The 17891-nt window shown below is 40.0% G+C and carries 18 protein-coding genes; 13 read left to right on the forward strand and 5 right to left on the reverse strand.

What is annotated here, in order from left to right; translation table 11 throughout:
- Positions 1-21: 21 nt before the first annotated feature.
- Positions 22-1437, forward strand: coding sequence for an MFS transporter (locus ABD930_RS05235; RefSeq protein WP_345230649.1), 1416 nt, complete (start codon positions 22-24; stop codon positions 1435-1437).
- A 16-nt stretch (positions 1438-1453) separates the two neighbouring features.
- On the opposite strand, the gene ABD930_RS05240 is transcribed toward ABD930_RS05235, so the two are convergent.
- From ABD930_RS05240 to ABD930_RS05250, 3 genes are all read right to left on the reverse strand, one after another.
- Positions 1454-2347: a class I SAM-dependent methyltransferase gene (locus tag ABD930_RS05240; RefSeq protein ID WP_345230650.1), complete on the reverse strand. Its 894-nt coding sequence runs from the start codon at positions 2345-2347 to the stop codon at positions 1454-1456.
- Positions 2348-2473: 126 nt separating this feature from the next.
- Positions 2474-3226, reverse strand: a complete 753-nt coding sequence (locus ABD930_RS05245; RefSeq protein WP_345230651.1) for an ABC transporter ATP-binding protein — start codon at positions 3224-3226, stop codon at positions 2474-2476.
- A 158-nt stretch (positions 3227-3384) separates the two neighbouring features.
- A complete protein-coding gene (locus ABD930_RS05250; RefSeq protein ID WP_345230652.1) occupies positions 3385-4119 on the reverse strand; it encodes an MlaE family ABC transporter permease in 735 nt (244 codons plus the stop codon).
- Positions 4120-4384: 265 nt separating this feature from the next.
- On the opposite strand from ABD930_RS05250, the gene ABD930_RS05255 reads away from it, so the two are divergent.
- The 12 genes from ABD930_RS05255 to ABD930_RS05310 all read left to right on the forward strand — a co-directional run bounded on the left by ABD930_RS05255 (position 4385) and on the right by ABD930_RS05310 (position 15665).
- The gene (locus tag ABD930_RS05255) at positions 4385-5098 is read left to right on the forward strand and encodes an SDR family oxidoreductase (RefSeq protein WP_345230653.1); all 714 of its coding nucleotides are present in this window, start codon (positions 4385-4387) and stop codon (positions 5096-5098) included.
- Positions 5099-5288: 190 nt separating this feature from the next.
- On the forward strand, positions 5289-6245 hold the full coding sequence (locus ABD930_RS05260; protein ID WP_345230654.1) for a LiaF transmembrane domain-containing protein: 957 nt from the start codon (positions 5289-5291) through the stop codon (positions 6243-6245).
- A gap of 250 nt (positions 6246-6495) precedes the next feature.
- Positions 6496-7101: an RDD family protein gene (locus ABD930_RS05265; protein WP_345230655.1), complete on the forward strand. Its 606-nt coding sequence runs from the start codon at positions 6496-6498 to the stop codon at positions 7099-7101.
- 163 nt (positions 7102-7264) lie between these two features.
- The gene (locus tag ABD930_RS05270; protein WP_345230656.1) at positions 7265-7912 is read left to right on the forward strand and encodes a TetR/AcrR family transcriptional regulator; all 648 of its coding nucleotides are present in this window, start codon (positions 7265-7267) and stop codon (positions 7910-7912) included.
- Between the two features lie 11 nt (positions 7913-7923).
- On the forward strand, positions 7924-9279 hold the full coding sequence (locus ABD930_RS05275) for a TolC family protein (RefSeq protein WP_345230657.1): 1356 nt from the start codon (positions 7924-7926) through the stop codon (positions 9277-9279).
- A gap of 50 nt (positions 9280-9329) precedes the next feature.
- On the forward strand, positions 9330-10451 hold the full coding sequence (locus tag ABD930_RS05280) for an HlyD family secretion protein (protein ID WP_345230658.1): 1122 nt from the start codon (positions 9330-9332) through the stop codon (positions 10449-10451).
- A 93-nt stretch (positions 10452-10544) separates the two neighbouring features.
- On the forward strand, positions 10545-12116 hold the full coding sequence (locus ABD930_RS05285) for a DHA2 family efflux MFS transporter permease subunit (protein ID WP_345230659.1): 1572 nt from the start codon (positions 10545-10547) through the stop codon (positions 12114-12116).
- Between the two features lie 87 nt (positions 12117-12203).
- Positions 12204-12809, forward strand: coding sequence for an FKBP-type peptidyl-prolyl cis-trans isomerase (locus ABD930_RS05290; protein WP_345230660.1), 606 nt, complete (start codon positions 12204-12206; stop codon positions 12807-12809).
- Positions 12810-12867: 58 nt separating this feature from the next.
- The gene (locus ABD930_RS05295; protein ID WP_345230661.1) at positions 12868-13782 is read left to right on the forward strand and encodes an FKBP-type peptidyl-prolyl cis-trans isomerase; all 915 of its coding nucleotides are present in this window, start codon (positions 12868-12870) and stop codon (positions 13780-13782) included.
- Positions 13783-14142: 360 nt separating this feature from the next.
- Complete coding sequence (locus ABD930_RS05300; RefSeq protein ID WP_345230662.1) at positions 14143-14403, forward strand: hypothetical protein; 261 nt, start codon at positions 14143-14145, stop codon at positions 14401-14403.
- 298 nt (positions 14404-14701) lie between these two features.
- Complete coding sequence (locus ABD930_RS05305; RefSeq protein ID WP_345230663.1) at positions 14702-15217, forward strand: hypothetical protein; 516 nt, start codon at positions 14702-14704, stop codon at positions 15215-15217.
- 301 nt (positions 15218-15518) lie between these two features.
- Positions 15519-15665, forward strand: coding sequence for an FKBP-type peptidyl-prolyl cis-trans isomerase (locus tag ABD930_RS05310; protein ID WP_345230664.1), 147 nt, complete (start codon positions 15519-15521; stop codon positions 15663-15665).
- A gap of 103 nt (positions 15666-15768) precedes the next feature.
- On the opposite strand, the gene ABD930_RS05315 is transcribed toward ABD930_RS05310, so the two are convergent.
- Positions 15769-16695, reverse strand: coding sequence for a TIGR01777 family oxidoreductase (locus tag ABD930_RS05315; protein ID WP_345230665.1), 927 nt, complete (start codon positions 16693-16695; stop codon positions 15769-15771).
- 7 nt (positions 16696-16702) lie between these two features.
- Entirely contained in the window at positions 16703-17569 is an 867-nt protein-coding gene (locus tag ABD930_RS05320; protein ID WP_345230666.1) for a Rossmann-fold NAD(P)-binding domain-containing protein, read from the reverse strand.
- Positions 17570-17891: the final 322 nt, after the last annotated feature.

Genomic DNA, 17891 nt, shown 5'->3' on the forward strand with positions numbered 1-17891 from the left:
AATAGTGTAAAAACAGATTATATGAATAACATACGTTATAAGTGGTTTCTCCTTTTCATCGTTTCGTCTGCCATTTTCTTATCCGTTATCGATCTCTTTATTGTAAATGTGGCTATACCCGCTATCAAAGAGGGAATTCAAGGATCAGATGGCGATATTCAGCTAGTCATTGTATTGTATGTTATTGGCTATGCTTCATTTCTGGTGATGGGAGGAAGGGCTGGTGATTATTTTGGAAAGAAAAGGGTCTTTATTGTTGGCATCCTCATTTTCACGATTGCTTCCTGTGCATGTGGCTTTGCCCAAAATGCTTGGCAACTCAATGTTAGCAGGTTGATACAGGGAATGAGTGCAGCTTTTATGGTTCCCCAAGGCATTGCATTTATCCCCCAGATTTTCACGGATATTAAAGAACGGGAAAAGGCGCTGGGGATTTACGGAAGCATTGCGGGAACAGCCTCTGTTATCGGACAATTTTTGGGAGGTGTACTACCGGATACACATTGGTTTATTGCGGGTTGGCGACTGATATTCTTAATTAATCTGCCGATTGGTTTACTTGCTTCCTGGTTAGCTTATCGCTTTTTGCACCAAGACCACCACATTAACTTAGAAAAGGAGGCAAAGAAATCATCATTTAATAGCGCAGGGGTGATACTTCTTATGTTGGCGTTGATAACCTTTATCTACCCATTGATTCAAGGGCGAGAGCTCAACTGGCCTAAATGGACGATTTTTTTATTAGCCTTATCGATACCGCTTTTCTTGGCGTTTATTTGGAACCAGCGTAGCTGTTTGTCATTAGGAAAAGAACCGCTTATAAATTTTAACTTATTTAAAAACCGATACTTTACTATCGGTTTATGCGCAGCCGTTTTCTATTATATGGTACAGGATTCTTACTTCTTGATCAATGCCATGCACCTCCAAAATGGACTTCACATGAATTCATCAATTACCGGAATTTATTTTGTATTTCAAGGACTAGGTTATGTTGTGGCTTCTTTTCTTGCCATAAAGTTGGTGATTCGTTTTGGCAAATGGGTGCTGATAGGGGGCTTGTCCTTGATGATTGCTTCGCTTTTGCTACATATATTTGTTTTACGAATAGGTTATGTACAGACAGGTTTGGTACTGCCTATATTATTTGTTTATGGCTTAGGGTGCGGTTCCGTGCTCCCCACCATGTTTACCATTTCACTGAAGGGCATTGCGCCCAATTCGGCCGGCGCTGCATCTGGTTTGTATTTAACCGTTCAACAAATTTCAATTGCTTTAGGGGTAGGAATTATCGGTGGAATATTCTTTAGTACATTGGGTTATGATGTGTCTGAAGCATCTTACGAGAAGGCATACGGTACCACAACATTAACCAACATGGCGTTGTTGGGGCTTGTAGCGTTGATATGCTTCCAATTTCCTTTGCGCCGATCGTAAGATGAAAACTGCCGGGTTAAGTTCTAAACTTTCCAAACACACCCAAAGGTAGTTTATTCCCGGAAGTAGCTTGAAGATACAATTCGCCGGTTTCTAAATTCCGAACTGCAGGGAAGGCACTGCGGATTAAATTCTCGACAATTACGGAGGAAAAGCCTAAGGAATAGGTGTTTAAGATTAAAAAGTGTTCTTTGGGATCCAATAATTGCACGACATCCTGCATCATTTCTGAGATATGATCTTCTAATTTCCACTTTTCTCCTTTAGGGCCATGGCCATAGGCAGGTGGATCGAGGATAATGCCGTGGTAGGTATTGCCTCTTTTCAATTCCCGTTTGACGAATTTTAAGGCATCTTCTACCACCCAACGGATATTATTTAATCCAGATAGTTCCTGATTTTCATTGGCCCAGGTTACCACCTGTTTAATCGAATCTACATGGGTTGTATCTGCACCAGCGGCTTTGGCGATTAAAGAAGCGCCTCCTGTATAAGCAAATAAATTCAATACTTTGGGTTGCGGCGTGCGAAAAGATTTAATAGTGGAAGAGATGTAGTCCCAGTTAACAGCCTGTTCGGGAAATATACCGACATGTTTAAAAGAGGTAAGGCCGAGCCTGAATTTAATTTCTACCTCTGGATTCTTATAGGTAATATGCCATCTGTCGGCCGTTTTGGGATTCTTTTTTAACCAATCGCCCGTAGTAGCAGAGCGCCCCTTGAAGCGGATATGGTGTCGTTTATTCCACTCGCTTTCGGGTAAAGCTTTTGACCAAACGGCTTGTGGCTCCGGACGAATCAACACTAAATCGCCAAACCGTTCCAATTTTTCAAAATAACCTGAATCGATCAATTCATAGTCTTTCCAATACTGAGGTGTTAGAAGCTGTATGCTGGATGTCTTTGCCAAAACGTTGTTTTTTTGGCAAAGATAAATAAATTTAAGAGTTAGCAGGGAACTTGGGAATAGGTAGTTTGACAGGTTAACTGGTTTCCAGATTTTCTCTCACTTGTTAACTTGTTCACTATTCCTTCACTAAAACTTCTCTTTGGCAATCTTCATAAACGGACTTGCGAAAACAAAGTCGTTTAGTTCTTCCACGTCAGAATGGGCAATCTCCTTATTAGAACCTTCCCACCTTTTTTCTCCTTGGTAAAGGAAGAGAATATATTGACCGATACCCATCACCGAGTTCATATCATGGGTTACAACAACCGTAGTCGTCTTATATTCTTCGGTAATATCTTGGATAAGTTCATCAATCACAATGGAGGTTCTGGGATCTAATCCCGAATTGGGTTCATCACAAAATAAATACTTAGGTGTCATGGCTATCGCCCGCGCAATACCCACCCGTTTCTTCATCCCTCCAGAGAGTTCTGCTGGGAATAAGTTGTTACGCCCTTCCAAGTTTACTCTTTCTAAACAGAAATTAGCCCGTTCAACTCGCTCTTTTTTGCTCATATCGCTGAACATCTGCAGCGGAAAGGTGATGTTCTCCTCAACGGTCATCGAGTCGAATAAAGCCGAGTTTTGGAAAAGCATACCGATCTCTTTGCGAATGGGGATACGTTCTTCTGTATTCATCCGCGTGAAGTCTTGTTCTTGATACAATACTTTGCCCTTATCTGGTTCATGTAGTCCGACCATACATTTTAATAAGGTACTTTTGCCCGAACCAGATCCTCCAATAATTAAACTAATTTTTCCAGGCTCAAAATTGGCCGATATACCTTTCAGCACATCGTTACTCCCAAAAGATTTATAAATATCGTGTATTTCAATCATTTTTTTAAGTATCAAGTATCAAGTATCAAGTATCAAGTATCAAGTATCAAGTAATTTCTAAAAGCTCTTGGCTTTATACTTTTTGCTTTATTAATTTCGCTAAAGTGGTCTTGGGTCTTGCTACTTATGTCTTATATCTTTAAACTTGGCTTTCTGCACTAAAGCATCAAGGCCGTAATGACGTAATCGGCCGCTAAAATGGTAATACAGCTGATAACGACACTTTTGGTGCTTGCTTGTCCTACCTCTAAGGCTCCTCCTTTAACATAAAAACCATGGTAAGCAGCGATAGAGGTAATGACAAAACCAAAGACAAAAGCCTTAACTAATGCCACCGATACCGTATAACCGTTAAACTCGCCGGTAATGCCCAAGATATAGTCGGCTGGTGTTACCGCGCCAGAGAGTGCTCCGCCAATTAATCCACCCGTTAAGGCCAGAAAAATGGAAAGAATAACCAATATAGGCACCATCGTGATGCCAGCGATAATTTTAGGAAGAATAAGGTAACCCGGGGCATTAATTCCCATAATTTCCAAGGCGTCTATTTGTTCTGTAACCCGCATCGAACCAATTTGAGAGGAAATGGAGGAACCAACTTTGCCTGCCAGTACTAAAGCAGAAATCGTTGGACTGAGTTCTAGTATGCTGGAATCCCGATTGATCTGTCCGATAATGGAATTGGGAATCAGATCTGATACAAGCTGGAAGGCAATTTGCATCGTCATGACAGCGCCAATAAAGGTGGAAATGATACCCACAAGTCCAAGAGAGCCTACGCCGATGCTATTCATCTCATGCATAATCTCTTTCCAATAAATGCTGCCTTTTTCGGGTTTTTTAAAAACCGCTTTTAAGAGTAAAAGGTATTGACCAAAGCTTGTAAAAAACATAAAAATTATAATCTGGAAAAAAACATAACCTCACCAAACTTATATAAAATTGCTTTGATATCCAATTCAGCTATGTCGTTTTTGTAACTTGCATATAAAACGCTGATTACCTAAGTTTGTTTGTGTGGCAATATCGCAATAATGAAGGCTCGTAAATAGCCATACGTGAACAGTCTGCTAAGTTAGCTTACATTTCAGGTATAAATGGTAAGTTTGCCTTTAGAATAGCGGATCAATAAATCAACCAATAGCGAAGAACAACGACATGATTAAAGGAAATTATGCACTTATTACCGGAGCGACAAAGGGTATTGGTAAACGTATTGCTTTTGCATTGGCACAAGAGGGGTGCCATTTAATGCTTGTTGCACGGACAGCGAAGGACCTTCAGGCATTAACAGAAGAATTACGATGGCTGAACCCCAATGTACAGGTAGCCTATCGGGTGGTAGATTGTCGTGATCAATTGCAGGTAAAAGCTTTGGCCAATGATACTATTCGCGTATTTCCATACATAGGTATTTTAGTCAACAATGTAGGCCTGTTCAAACCGGGAAAATTTTTGGATGAAGATGAGCAAAATCTCTCCGAACATTTAGCGATTAATGTACTCTGTACACATTATCTTTCGGTCTTTTTTGGAAGGCGTATGTGTGCGAAAGGAAGTGGCCATATTTTTAATATAGGCTCCATTGCCGGAAAACAACCTTTTGCAAAGGCGGCATCCTATAGTGTAACAAAGTATGCCGTTCATGGTCTAACAGCTGTGTTAAGGCAAGAGTTTGGGGTTCATGGCGTTAAAGTAACCGAGATTATTCCAGGCTCGACTTATACTGCATCATGGGAAGGGGTTGATATTCCGGAAGCGAAATTTGTTGCTGCCGATGATATTGCCCAAGCTGTGTTAATGTGTTTAACCATAAGCGGAGGAGCAAATGTGGATGAACTCGTCATTAGACCACTTGATTTGGATGTTTAGTAGTTGAGTTGTTATATTGTTGAATAGTTGAGGGGTTTATTAGTCAATGTGATGATTAGCCAATGTAATCACCTAACAAGGTGATTCACGACGCATTGGAAAATAACACCTGAAAAGAATGAGCTTAAGCTTGGAAGCTTAGGCTTATAGCCACTGATAAAGATAGCCGAAGGCTGATAATATTATTGAAATGAATAGAGACAGATTGAATTGGGGCCTGGTACTGTTGTTTATAGGTATCATGTGGCTGTTAAGTAATACAGGGACAATTTCTTTTCACTGGTTTAGTCTTTGGCGTTTTTGGCCGGTGTTCCTGATTATACTAGGGGTCAACCTCATGCTCCCGCGACAAAGAATAGGTAATGTGATTTCGGTGGTGATCACCATTGCTGCGTTAGCTTTTATCGGTTATCAGGCGTCTAAACCAAGCAATAGTTGGTTGCCTATACCCGGGATGCATGTATCCTATCAAGATGATGATGCGGACACTATGGATGAGGATACCACAGGAGGGAGTAAGACGGCCAATTTTGCTAGTCCTTATGACCCCACTATTAAACAAGCTAATCTAGAAATTAAAGGGGGAGCCGTAGCATACAAAATGAAAGGTCTTACTACGGATCTTTTTAGTGCTGAAACGAAAGGACGTTTTTCAAAGCATTTCCTGCAAACAACAAAAAGTGATTCCGTGGCAACGGTCAATTTTCAAATGAAAAATACCAAAAAAAAGAAATCATGGGATTTAAAAGATGACAATAATGAGGTGCTGATGGCCTTAAATGAACATCCCCTTTGGGATATACGCATAGATGTGGGCGCAGGAGCTGTGGAGTTTGATTTAAGCCCGTATAAGGTTAAACACCTAACATTAAAAGGAGGAGCGGCTTCCTTTGAAACGAGGCTGGGTATGCCCATTGGTGAAACGGTTGTTGACGCGGAATCGGGTGTAGCGAATGTAGAGATCGAAATCCCTAAAACGGCAGCTGCACGAATTTTTATTAAGTCGGGTTTATCTTCCAAAGAATTTCCCGGTTTTATAAAGGAAGATGACGATACCTATGTAACCGAAAACGTTAATCAGGCAACAGAAAAATTCTTAATCAACCTGAAAGGTGGTTTAAGCTCTTTTACGGTAAGAAGGTATTAGTTGTTAGTTATTCGTATCAAGACATCAGTATCAAGTATCAAGACTTTTTTTGTAAGTATTAAGTTCTACGTTATCAGTATGCGCTTAACCCCGCATTACGCTTTAGGCTTTAAGCAATAAGCATTTGCCGATTTTATGGTCTTGCTGGCTATATAGATCGCTTAAAGCATACGGTGTATAGCTTATTGCTGAATTTGGCTTAAAACGTACTACTTAAAACTTTTTTACTTTTAAATTTTTACTTTCTACGTTGACAGCATACTATATCATACAGCAGGGCAAACCGTCCGGACCATTTAGTTTAACACAGCTAAAGGAGATGCATTTAACAGGTACCGACTTCATAAAAGAAGAAGGCTGGGATGATTATAAAGAGTTACGGGAGATTCCCGATCTTAGTGTGGAGCTTGGCGTGCTCTACGAGCGCACCTTGCCTCAATATTATGCTACGCTGGATATACGCCTGTTAGCGGCGGCGATTGACTATTTTTTTGCTTTTGCGATCTATTGTATGATCGCCTTTGCTTATCTGATGCTAGCTAGTGAAAAACTGGAACAAGGACAGCTGTTGCTTTTTGGTTTAATCCTTGTGCCCGTTCTCAAATTTATGCTGAATGTCCTAGGTGAAGGTTCGGCAAAAAATGCTTCACCGGGGAAGCTGTTACTCCAAATTAAAGTGACTGATACGAGAGGCAATCCGATAGGCTTTGGTAGGGCCTTATGGCGAAATGTAGCCAAACTTACTTGCATACTCACCCTAGGCGTTGGATATCTTGCCGGTTTTCTTGACCGGAAACAACAATGTTTTCACGACAAACTAGCGAAAACCTTAGTGATCAAAGGCAGATTAATCTAGTCCGATCATGGGTTTCTTGAATATTCTTTAATTTACAAAAAGTTGACAATTGTAAATACTTAGTAATCAGTATGTTACTTCTTGTTGTGAGTTACTATTAATTAAACGCTTGTTTGAATTAAACGTTTGTTTAATTTTGCACGATCAAAATTTTTGATGGGCAATGAATGAATATAGTGAGAAGCAGCTTTTGATTATGGATACCGCCCTAAAGCTGTTTGCGGAGAAAGGTTATGATAAAACGTCTATACGGGATATTGCCTTTGCTGCGGACGTTAATGTTGCCATGGTTTCCTATTACTTTGGTTCCAAAGATAAGTTATTGGAAGCGCTTTTTTCGAAACATTTCACTTTCATCACGAATATGTTAGAGAATATTTTGTATGAAAAGGAAAGTTCAGCTTTCGAAAAAGTAGATCGGATCATCGACGTTTTTATTGACACCTTGTACAGTAGGCAATTATTCAATCGCTTGATGACACGCGAGGCTAGTATTATTCATGATGGGCCGCTGTTTGATATGATTTTAGACATGAAAACCAAGAATAGGAAATTGGTTGAACGGGCGGTAAAAAGCGGACAACGCATTGGGGTTTTTCGTAAAGATGTAAATGTATTCTTTCTTTCTTCCGTATTAATTGGTAGTGTAAACCAGTTGCTGGCGAATTGTAGATATGAAGCAAAACATGCCAAGTTAAACGATGAAGAGCGGGAAGCATTTAAAAAGAAGAATATTGAAATCTTGCGTAAGCACCTTAAACAGATGTTTACGGCTTATTTAACACACAGTAATTCTACAGATAACGCATAAAAAGGATTCAAATGGATAACATAATAAAACGAGTGAATTATTTCGTATGGAGTTTTTGCTTATTAGTAGCCATGGGGCCTAATACGATATGGGCACAAGAACACCGAGCGCTTGGTTTAGATTCGGCTATTGCCTTAGGGCTAACCCATAGCAAAGAACTGAAAATATCGGATAGCAAAGTGCGAGAGGCTATAGCGGCAGTTCGGGAAGCAAAAGACAATCGTTTGCCAGATATTGACGTTTCTGGTCAGTATCTGCGGGTGAACAAACCTAATTTAGATATTAAGTTTGGAGACAACAGTGATTCTGGTGATGGAAGTAGTGACGAAGAAGGGAGTACACCGGAGGTTAATCAGGTTATGTTTGGAATGGCAAGCGCATCGTTACCCATTTTTGCAGGAGGTACGATAAGCAATGGGATAGCATCCGCAAAGTTTTTGGAAAAGGCAACAACGTTAGATGCAGAACGTGATCGGCAAAAAGTGATTCAAAATACGGTTGAAGCGTATTATAATCTGTATAAGTCACAAGCCGCCGTAAAACTGGTAAAAGAGAACTTGAAATCCTCTCAACAACGTGTAAAAGATTTCACCAACATGGAAGCCAATGGTTTAGTGGCCCGAAATGATCTATTAAAGGTACAACTGCAGGAGAGCAATCTGGAATTGTCGTTGCTAACTGCAGAAAATAACGAAAAAATTGCTAATTACAATTTTAACCTGTTACTAGGGCTGGATGAGTCAACTGTATTGGTATTGGATAGCACAGGGTTGAAGGCGCAGGAGTTGACACGGGGGTTGAGTGACTGGGAAACCTTAGCCTTAAGCAACCGTGCAGATTACAAAGCGTTGAGCCAACGTCAGGAAGCGGCTGGTGCAGGGGTGAAAATTGCCAAAGGCGCTTATTATCCTTCGTTGGCCTTAAGTGCTGGATACGTAGCAGCGAATATTCCGCATGCGCTTACAGTAACAAATGCCGTTAATGCAGGGGTTGGTCTATCCTACAATTTGGGAGCGTTATATAAAGCTGGGGCAAAGGTAAAACAAGCCCAAGAAAGAGAAGAGCAATTAACATGGAGCCATGAGCAATTAAGTGATGATATCAGAAGTGAGATCCATAAAGCTTTTCAAGATTATAACCAGACCTTGAAAAAAATTCAAGTTTATGAAAAGGCAGTTGAGCAGGCCAATGAGAATTATCGCATTACTAAAAATAAATATGACAATAGCTTAGCCACTACAACTGATTTATTGGATGCTGACGTAGCTCGATTACAGGCAGGTATTGACTATGAATATGCCAAGGCAGATGCGGTTGTCGCTTATCATAAATTATACGAAAGTGCTGGCGTGAATGTGGGCGAGTAAGGCCAATAATTAATCAAGTGAATCATTGAAATATTTTTATCATAAGAAGCATGGAAACCAATAATCAAAATAAAGATCAAGCACCTGAAAAAAAATCAGGAAATAAAGGCTTCGCCATTGTTTTTATTGTTTTAATTCTGGTAGGCGGCACCTATGGTGTAATAAAATACCTGCACGCACAAAAGCATGAAGAGACGGATGATGCGCAAATTGTATCCACCATCAGTCCCGTTATCCCAAGAGTTGCGGGATACATTAAAGAAGTAAGGGTAAAAGATAACTACGTTGTTCACAAGGGAGATACCTTGGTGATTTTGGACGATCGTGATTATCGGGTTGCTTTGGACCAAGCCGAGGCAGCTTTGGCATCCGCTAAAAGTAACGCTCATGTTGCAGGGGCTGGTATCGAAGTGGCACAAGCGAACATCAGCGCTTCTGAAGTAAACGTCAATACGGTGCAGGCACAAATCGAATCCGCTAAGGTGAACCTTTGGCGAGCAGAAAGAGATTTTGAACGCTACGAAAACCTAATTAAGGATCATAGCATTACCCAACAGCAATATGAGCAGGCTTTAGCTACTAAGCAGTTGGCCCAACGCCAATTGGATGTATTGGAAACACAGAAGCAATCTGCGGCAAGGCAGGCTGCTGCGGTGGGCCGCCAAAAATCGGTGAGCAACAGTCAGGCATCCGTAGCGGCGGCAGCTATTAAGCAAAGCGAAGCAGGAGTAGAAACCGCTGAACTAAATTTATCGTATACGGTTATTACAGCTGCTATTGACGGACAAGTTGGGAAAGTCAACTTACAACCAGGGCAATTTTTGTCGGCCGGACAGTCATTGTTTAACATTGTACCCGTGAATGATAAATGGGTCATAGCGAATTTTAAAGAAACACAGTTAACCAAAATGAAGGTAGGCCAAAAAGTAGCGATCAAAGTGGATGCCTATCCTGATTCTACGTTAGAAGGCACCATAGGTTCTTTCTCTCCAGCTACTGGAGCAGCGCAAGCCTTATTGCCTCCGGATAATGCTTCGGGTAACTTTGTGAAGGTGGTGCAACGGGTACCGGTGCGGATTGATTTTAATGATAACCAAAGTTCTGCTCTTATGGAAAAAATCCGTGCAGGGATGAACGTTGTGGTAGATGTGCATTTGGACAGTGGTAAATAGCATTGAGTGATGCGTGAAAATAATAAGCTATGCAGGTATTGATCACGCGTTACTGATCACAACCTGCTGCAACAGATAACAAAAAATTAAATAATGGAACAAAATTCATTAGTAGAGTACGGTTGGCGGCGGGTAATTATCACCATTACGGCGGTGTTATGTGCCTTATTGGAGATTGTAGATACGACCATTATCAATGTGGCCTTGAACGATATGCGTGGTAATATGGGGGCTACCTTGAGCGAAATTGGTTGGGTAATTACGGCCTATGCTATCGGTAACGTTATTGTGGTTCCTTTAACCAGTTTTTTTTCCCAGCAGTTTGGCCGACGGAACTATTTTGCTGCGTCAATTATCTTATTTACCGTTTGTTCATTTCTTTGTGGTAATGCAACGTCTTTATGGGAATTGGTACTTTTCCGCTTTTTGCAAGGTGTTGGCGGTGGAGCACTATTGGTAACCTCTCAAACGATTATTACTGAAGTTTATCCCATCGAAAAAAGAGGGATGGCGCAAGCGATTTATGGATTGGGAGTAATTGTCGGGCCAACCCTTGGTCCGCCCCTAGGAGGATATATCGTAGAAAACTACAGTTGGCCTTATATTTTTTATATCAACATCCCCATTGGTGTCATTGCGGCTATGTTGACCTTGCGGTTCGTAAAAAGTCCAAAATACGGCGAGAAAAAATCAGCTAGCGAAATTGATTGGTGGGGTATCGTTTTCTTAGCTGCTGCTGTTGGCTCCTTACAATTTGTATTGGAGCGTGGACAAGAAGAAGATTGGTTTAATAGTAGCATGATCCTAGCCTTTACGGTTTGTTGTGTGCTCTTTCTGTATTTATTTATATGGCGAGAGTGGACGATTAAGAATCCAATTGTCGAACTGAAAGTACTACGGAATGCGAATTTACGGGTTGGTACGATCCTTTCCTTTATTATGGGTTTCGGTTTATATGGATCGACTTTTATCATCCCCTTATACACCCAAAATAACTTGGGTTGGACGGCCTATCAAGCTGGGTTGCTTATGGTGCCATCCTCATTAACCACTGCCTTTATGATGCCTATTATTGGACAGATTTTGCAAAGAGGTGTCAAACAAAAATATTTGGCGGCATTGGGTATGTTCTTGTTCTTTGCCTTCTGTTTCTGGGGATACAGGATTATTACGCCAGACACAGGTGCTGATGCTTTCTTTTGGATGTTAATGTTACGTGGACTGGCTATGAGTATGCTATTTATTCCTGTAACGACATTGTCGCTTTCAACCTTGAGAGGGCAGGAGATCGGACAAGGAGCAGCTTTTACCGGAATGATGCGTCAGTTGGGAGGGTCATTCGGTATCGCATTAATTACGACCTTTATGACCCGGCAAAATGCCTTGCATCGAAGCGATATGATTCGACATATCGATCCGAACAATCCGCTTTTCCAACAGAAATACCAGGGATTGGTCGCTAATTTTATGCATCACGGCATGGCGCCTAATACAGCCAAAGCTGCAGCGTTGCAAGCAATGGACGGATCCGTTATGGGACAAGTATCGGTGCTCTCCTATATGGATGTTTTTCTATACATCGGCGTTATGTTTTTGATTTGCGTACCGTTCATCTTAATGTTAAAAAATGCAAGTGGAAAAGTAGATATGGCCGCTGCACATTAATCAGTGTTAAAAAATGTTAAGTTGTGCATTTAACCAATTAATTCAATACCTTTGCAAGAAGCATCTGTACGGAATTAATTGGTTAATATGCGTAAACTTTACTTGCTCTTTCTGACCCTCGTTGTCGGACTTATGGCAGCTTCTTGCGATAAGGAGGAGGTCGACGTATATGATAGGCAATCGGTTTTGGAACGCGAAGCTCCTTTGTTGTCTGCCTATGTTACCAGACAAGCGTTATCAGATGATTCTATTCGGCTGAACCAGGAAACAGGTATTTGGTATGCGCTCCTCGATTCTGGCAAGACTGCCGTAGATTATTTAGATACATTATCTATGCCCGGTGAAGTGCGTTTAAAAAATATGCAAGTTAAGGTAAAGTATACCGGAAGGCTATTAGACAGTACCTTATTTGAGCAGAATACCGATGCCGATTCTATTCCTTATGTATCTCTTTTACCTTCTGAAACCGGGCCTGGACAGGTGCAAGCGTGGCAACTGGCTTTCTATCCGAAAGCGGTAGGCGGTTTATTCGAAGGTGGATTAAAAAAGGGTGCCAAGATTAGGGTCATTACGCCTTCAGTATTTGGGTATCAAAATCAAAGCCATGGCTTGGTGAAAGAAAATTCTCCATTGGATTATGAGATGGAGATTTTGGATATTAAAGAAGTTAAAGAACCTACAAAGACAGAATAATACGCAACAGCGTCGATAAAAAACGAGAATAAATTATATGAACCTTTCGATAAAAAGAATGTCCTTATGGAGTTTGTTGGGGTTGGTTGTTTTTAGCGCTTGTAAGAAGCAAGAATATACCAGTATAGAAGAATTGGATACGCAGAATATGGAGGCATATATTCGGGAAAATAACCTACAGGTGGAAGCTTTGGGAAATACTGGGATGTTTTACCAGGTTTTAGAGGAAGGAAAAGGGAATGACTTGTCCTATACCGGAAGGTATCCTTTAGTCTATACCGTACGATCATTCGATGGTACATACAGTGTAACCGATACCTTTGCTTCTGCTAGCCGATATATGGATTATTTGGGTTATTTCTTAGGGCAATCACCCCAAGGTTCTACTATTGCTAACAACCCAAATTATCAAGGCTCTTTAGAGAAAGACGAAGGGTTGAAAATGGTGCTTCGTCAGGCACTGAAAAAAACAGACGGGAAAATCAGGGTATTGGTTCCGTCGCGTTTATTAAGTTATGGACGTAATGGCGATAGTGATTTGGGCATTCCTCCCAATGCTTCTATGGATTTTGTAATCCGGGTGATTGATAGTGCCAGTATGCCGGCGTATGAGGATGTATCTATTCGGAAGAGGATAGAAGCTTTGGGCTTGAAATTAGCCGATTTTGAAAAAACGGAAAATGGTATTTATTATCATATTGGTAAACAAGGAGAAGGGAAAGAAATAGGCGTGGACTCAACGATAACTGCCGCTTATAGTCTTACGCTATTTAATGGAACAGAAGCTGCTCAATCTGATTCTACCAGACTTGTTTTAAAAGATCAGCCAAAAGCCTGGCAGGAGATCATTCCTAAGATTAATAAAGGCGGTGATGTTCATTTTTTTGCACCCTCAAAAGAAGGGTACGGATATACCAATGGTCCTACGCCTTTTTGCACAATGGAGTACAAGTTCTCGATAAAAGATAATTAGCAACTCAAGCTTTTTATACGTTTTCAAAGCCCATTATTGGGCTTTTTGTATTCTATAACACGGGAAAATGTGGATTCTTGTAACCTCAATATCAATTGAGGTTTAAAATCGTTTTTATTCCATTACTATCTTCCATTTACTATGATTATGAACTAAAAGTCAATCAACAGAGAATCATTTTTTCTTGTTACATGCAAGCTGGTTCCAAAACCAATATGTTTTGGTAATCCTAAGGGTCAATATGCTGTTTTTTTATGTGTAGCCAAAACGTTTTTGGTGTAAGCTAGAGTATTGTATGTGTAAATTTCTTTGTGAAGGCTATATAGATTAGTACTTTGGCAGAAACTAAATTCAAATGATATGAAATTTTTAAACTTTAAGCTTGTTTTTATTCTTGTAATTGCAGCCTTTTGTTTCTCTTGTAAAAAGAATCAGAGTTTAGAAGCAAATGACCTTGATGAATTAAATGAGGACATTACTGTTAGCAATGGAATGTTGGTATTCAAAAATTCAGATGTCCTTAAATCTACCATTCGACAAATATCAAGTTTTTCTCCTGAGCAATATAAGCAATGGGTGAAATCGCATCCAGGTTTTGATTCATATAAAGTGGTATTTTAAAGAGCTCAGGATGCTTTTGATTCAGTTAACACTATTGAGAAATTGTCTGAGTTTGAAACCAAATATCATGAAGTCGTTTTAATAACTAAGGATACCAGTATAACAGAAGTCTTTGCTTCCCCTGTAATAAGTAATTTTGTAAATAAAGACGGTCAGTTTAAGGTGGGGGATTCATTAAATATTCTTACGGAGGATCGATGGATTTTAGTTTCACCGGATAATAATAATCGGATAGATTATGCCAAATCATTCGAAAGAACGGATTCGATAAAAGGTGTTTTTGTTCGGTCTTATAAGAATGGTGGATTTAAAAACCCAAGATGCAATTCTTGTTCCTGCTTCACAGAGAAGTAGTTTATCGACAAACGTCGCAGCGTCATCTGGTTATAATTTTCAATGGAATGGCTCATTTAATGGAGGAGTCTTTTTCAATGAAACTTATTACAATGACGACAACGATAGGCGATTGATTATTAAGTTGATTCATGATTTATATCCAAGCGATGCGTATAATAAATCATCATCAATATATAGTTTGTATGTCAATCAAGAATCAAAAAAGATATTTGGTTGGGGTGCAAACAAGACAGCGTTTGATGTTAAAATAAAATACGATGTTTTCGAAGAAAACGTACCACCACTTCAGCCAGGATATACGCTTCTAGGTGGTTCTGAGTTAGATTGGCAAAAAGGTAGTACAAAAGGCCCCTATACCTTTACTCTCATTAATGTTTTTGGTCGAAATCCTAAGAGATTTGCATCTTCTTTTAGAATTTGGAGTCAGGGTGTTCCTAACAATCCGACAACTATTTAATTCTCCCATACAATTCCCAAAAACCCGTTATCGGGCTTTTGGATTGCTATAAAATGGCAATTGCTTCTATGGATTTTGTAATCCGGGTGATTGATAGTGCCAGTATGCCGGCGTATGAGGATGTATCTATTCGGAAAAGGATAGAAGCTTTGGGCTTGAAATTAGCCGATTTTGAAAAAACGGAAAATGGTATTTATTATCATATTGGTAAACAAGGAGAAGGGAAAGAAATAGGCGTGGACTCAACGATAACTGCCGNATTGAAACATCGGATTCAACTAACCTTGTACCGAAAAATCTTGTGAAGGCATGGCAAGAAATTATTCCAAAAATCAATAAAGGAGGGGATGTTCATTTCTTTACTCCGTCAAACTTAGCCTACGGATATGCGGGAGGTGGAGTGCCCTTTAGTGCAATGGAATTCAAAGTGTCTGTAAAAGACAACTAACAATTCAATACTATTGTTGCTACATTTTTTGTAGATGCTTCAATGGACGATAAGTTTCAGAGTTCATAACGCTTGTGAATCCAATTTCGCTCTATTCATCCTGCTACGCTTTGCCAAGAATATTATGCAAAGCTGCTTCCAGTGTAGAGTATTTAAATTGAAAGCCAGCTTGGATAATTTTTTGTGGTGAAATCCGTGCGCTATCCAATAACAATTCACTCATTTTTCCCAATACCATTCTTAACAGAAAAGCAGGAATGGATGGAAGCCATAGCGGCTTTTGAAATAGATCAGCTATCGCCTTGGTAAATTGCTTATTGGTCACCGCTTCAGGAGCTGTTAAATTATAGGCCCCCTGTAAATCATCGTGTTCTAAGGCAAATAGATAGGCTTGAACGACATCTTCCAAGTGTATCCATGGAAGGTACTGATTACCGGTTCCTAATGCAGCACCAAAACCTTTTTTTATGGAGGAGGCTATTAAAGGAAGTGCGCCTTTGTCTTTCGCTAAAACAATACCCGTCCGTAGCGATACCGTTCTTAAACCATATAATTTTCCTTGCGCTACCAACTGTTCCCAAGCTAAGCAGGTCTGTCCCAAAAAATCATCTGCAGGTGCTTGATCTTCTGTCAACCATTCGTTTCCACGATGACCATAATAGCCGGTTGCGGATGCAGAAATGAGTGTTTTTAGGTCATGTTCGGTAGTCGAAAGTAATTTATATACCAATGCTAAACTGTCTATTCTGCTATTCAAAATTTGTTTTCTTATGTTGCTGCTCCAAGGCAACTTTCCAATAGGCGCTCCGGCGAGATGTATAATCGTTTCGACATTGGCGATGCACGTTTGATCGATAATGTTTTTTTCTACATCCCAAAAGAAATAGCGAATATGCTGCGTATCGGGTATACTTGTTCGAACGAGGGCATGTACGCGATAACCTTTCTCTACAAGTGTACGGATTAAGGCCTGTCCAACCATCCCTGATGCGCCGGTGATCAATACGGTATGCTGAGTTGATATAGGCATATGGCATTTAGGTTAAGGCAACTTGGACAGCTTGCTCGAACGTTAGACACTCATGAGGGAAAAGGTCGTGGATATGGTTATCTTCACAGAGCAGATCTTCGTTGATATTTTCCCCGAAAGCACGTGCGGTTGGTACACTTACACCTGTAGACAGGCTGATAAAAATAGCCGATAAGCGGTTGCTCAAGCTAGGCAATGCAATGATAGGACGATGTATTTTTTGCAATTTCATATACGCTTTTAACATCTCTTTATAACTTAATATGTCGGGGCCTCCGATATCAAAGTGCTGATTAAACGCCGCAGGATTTAATATGATAAAATTTAAATACGTTAATAAATCTTGTAAGGCTATGGGCTGCGCACGCATTTTGACCAAGCGCTGATTGGCAAAAATGAATAAACGAGTGCTTATTTTTTTCATCATTTCCATCAAAATAGATCCTTTACCAATAATGTTACTAATGCGCACAATGGTATAGGTCATATAACTATCAATTAAGATCTGCTGTACTTCCGGTATAAATGGGGCACGTAAACGAGTAATATAGATCAATTGTTGACTATTGCTTTTCCTTGCCTGTTTAATGAAATTGATTAAAGAAAGCAATTCTAGATTTTTATATTGCTCTCCCCATTCGGCAGAATCTTGGCTGAGGTAAACGGCCACATCGATGTCGTCTGCTATCGTTGGGGTATATCGCTCACGAACCAAATCACCGGTAATAATGGATAAATTTGGATGATTTTCTGTCGTTTCTAAAAAGTATTTTTCATTCCGTACTAGGCAAGAAAGCCTATAGCCCTCGTCTGCAAGGTGTAATGCCAGTCGCTTTCCTAGATAATTATTTAGTCCGGTAATTAATATATTCATTTTCCGTTAGGCCTATGTCTTTCTTTTAATATTACAATTATATTGTTCTTTCTGTTTAAAAAGAAAAAACTTTCTTCTAGACATATGATACGAGGTAGCAAGACACAAGATTATTTTTTAGGGGAAAGCTTTTACGTTTTCATTGATCAGTAACGCGTTGTAAATAGCAAAACGCTTTATAGCAGAAAGCTGATTTCTGAAAGCTGACCGCGCATCTTGATACTTGGTACGACCAATTTGTTAATATCATGTCAAAGCTTGGGCACAAAACGCTAAAGTTTGTTTTATGAATTTAAAAACCAGTATATTTGAGCTTAAAAGA

The organism is Olivibacter ginsenosidimutans (genome assembly GCF_039542865.1).
Lineage (GTDB): Bacteria > Bacteroidota > Bacteroidia > Sphingobacteriales > Sphingobacteriaceae > Olivibacter > Olivibacter ginsenosidimutans.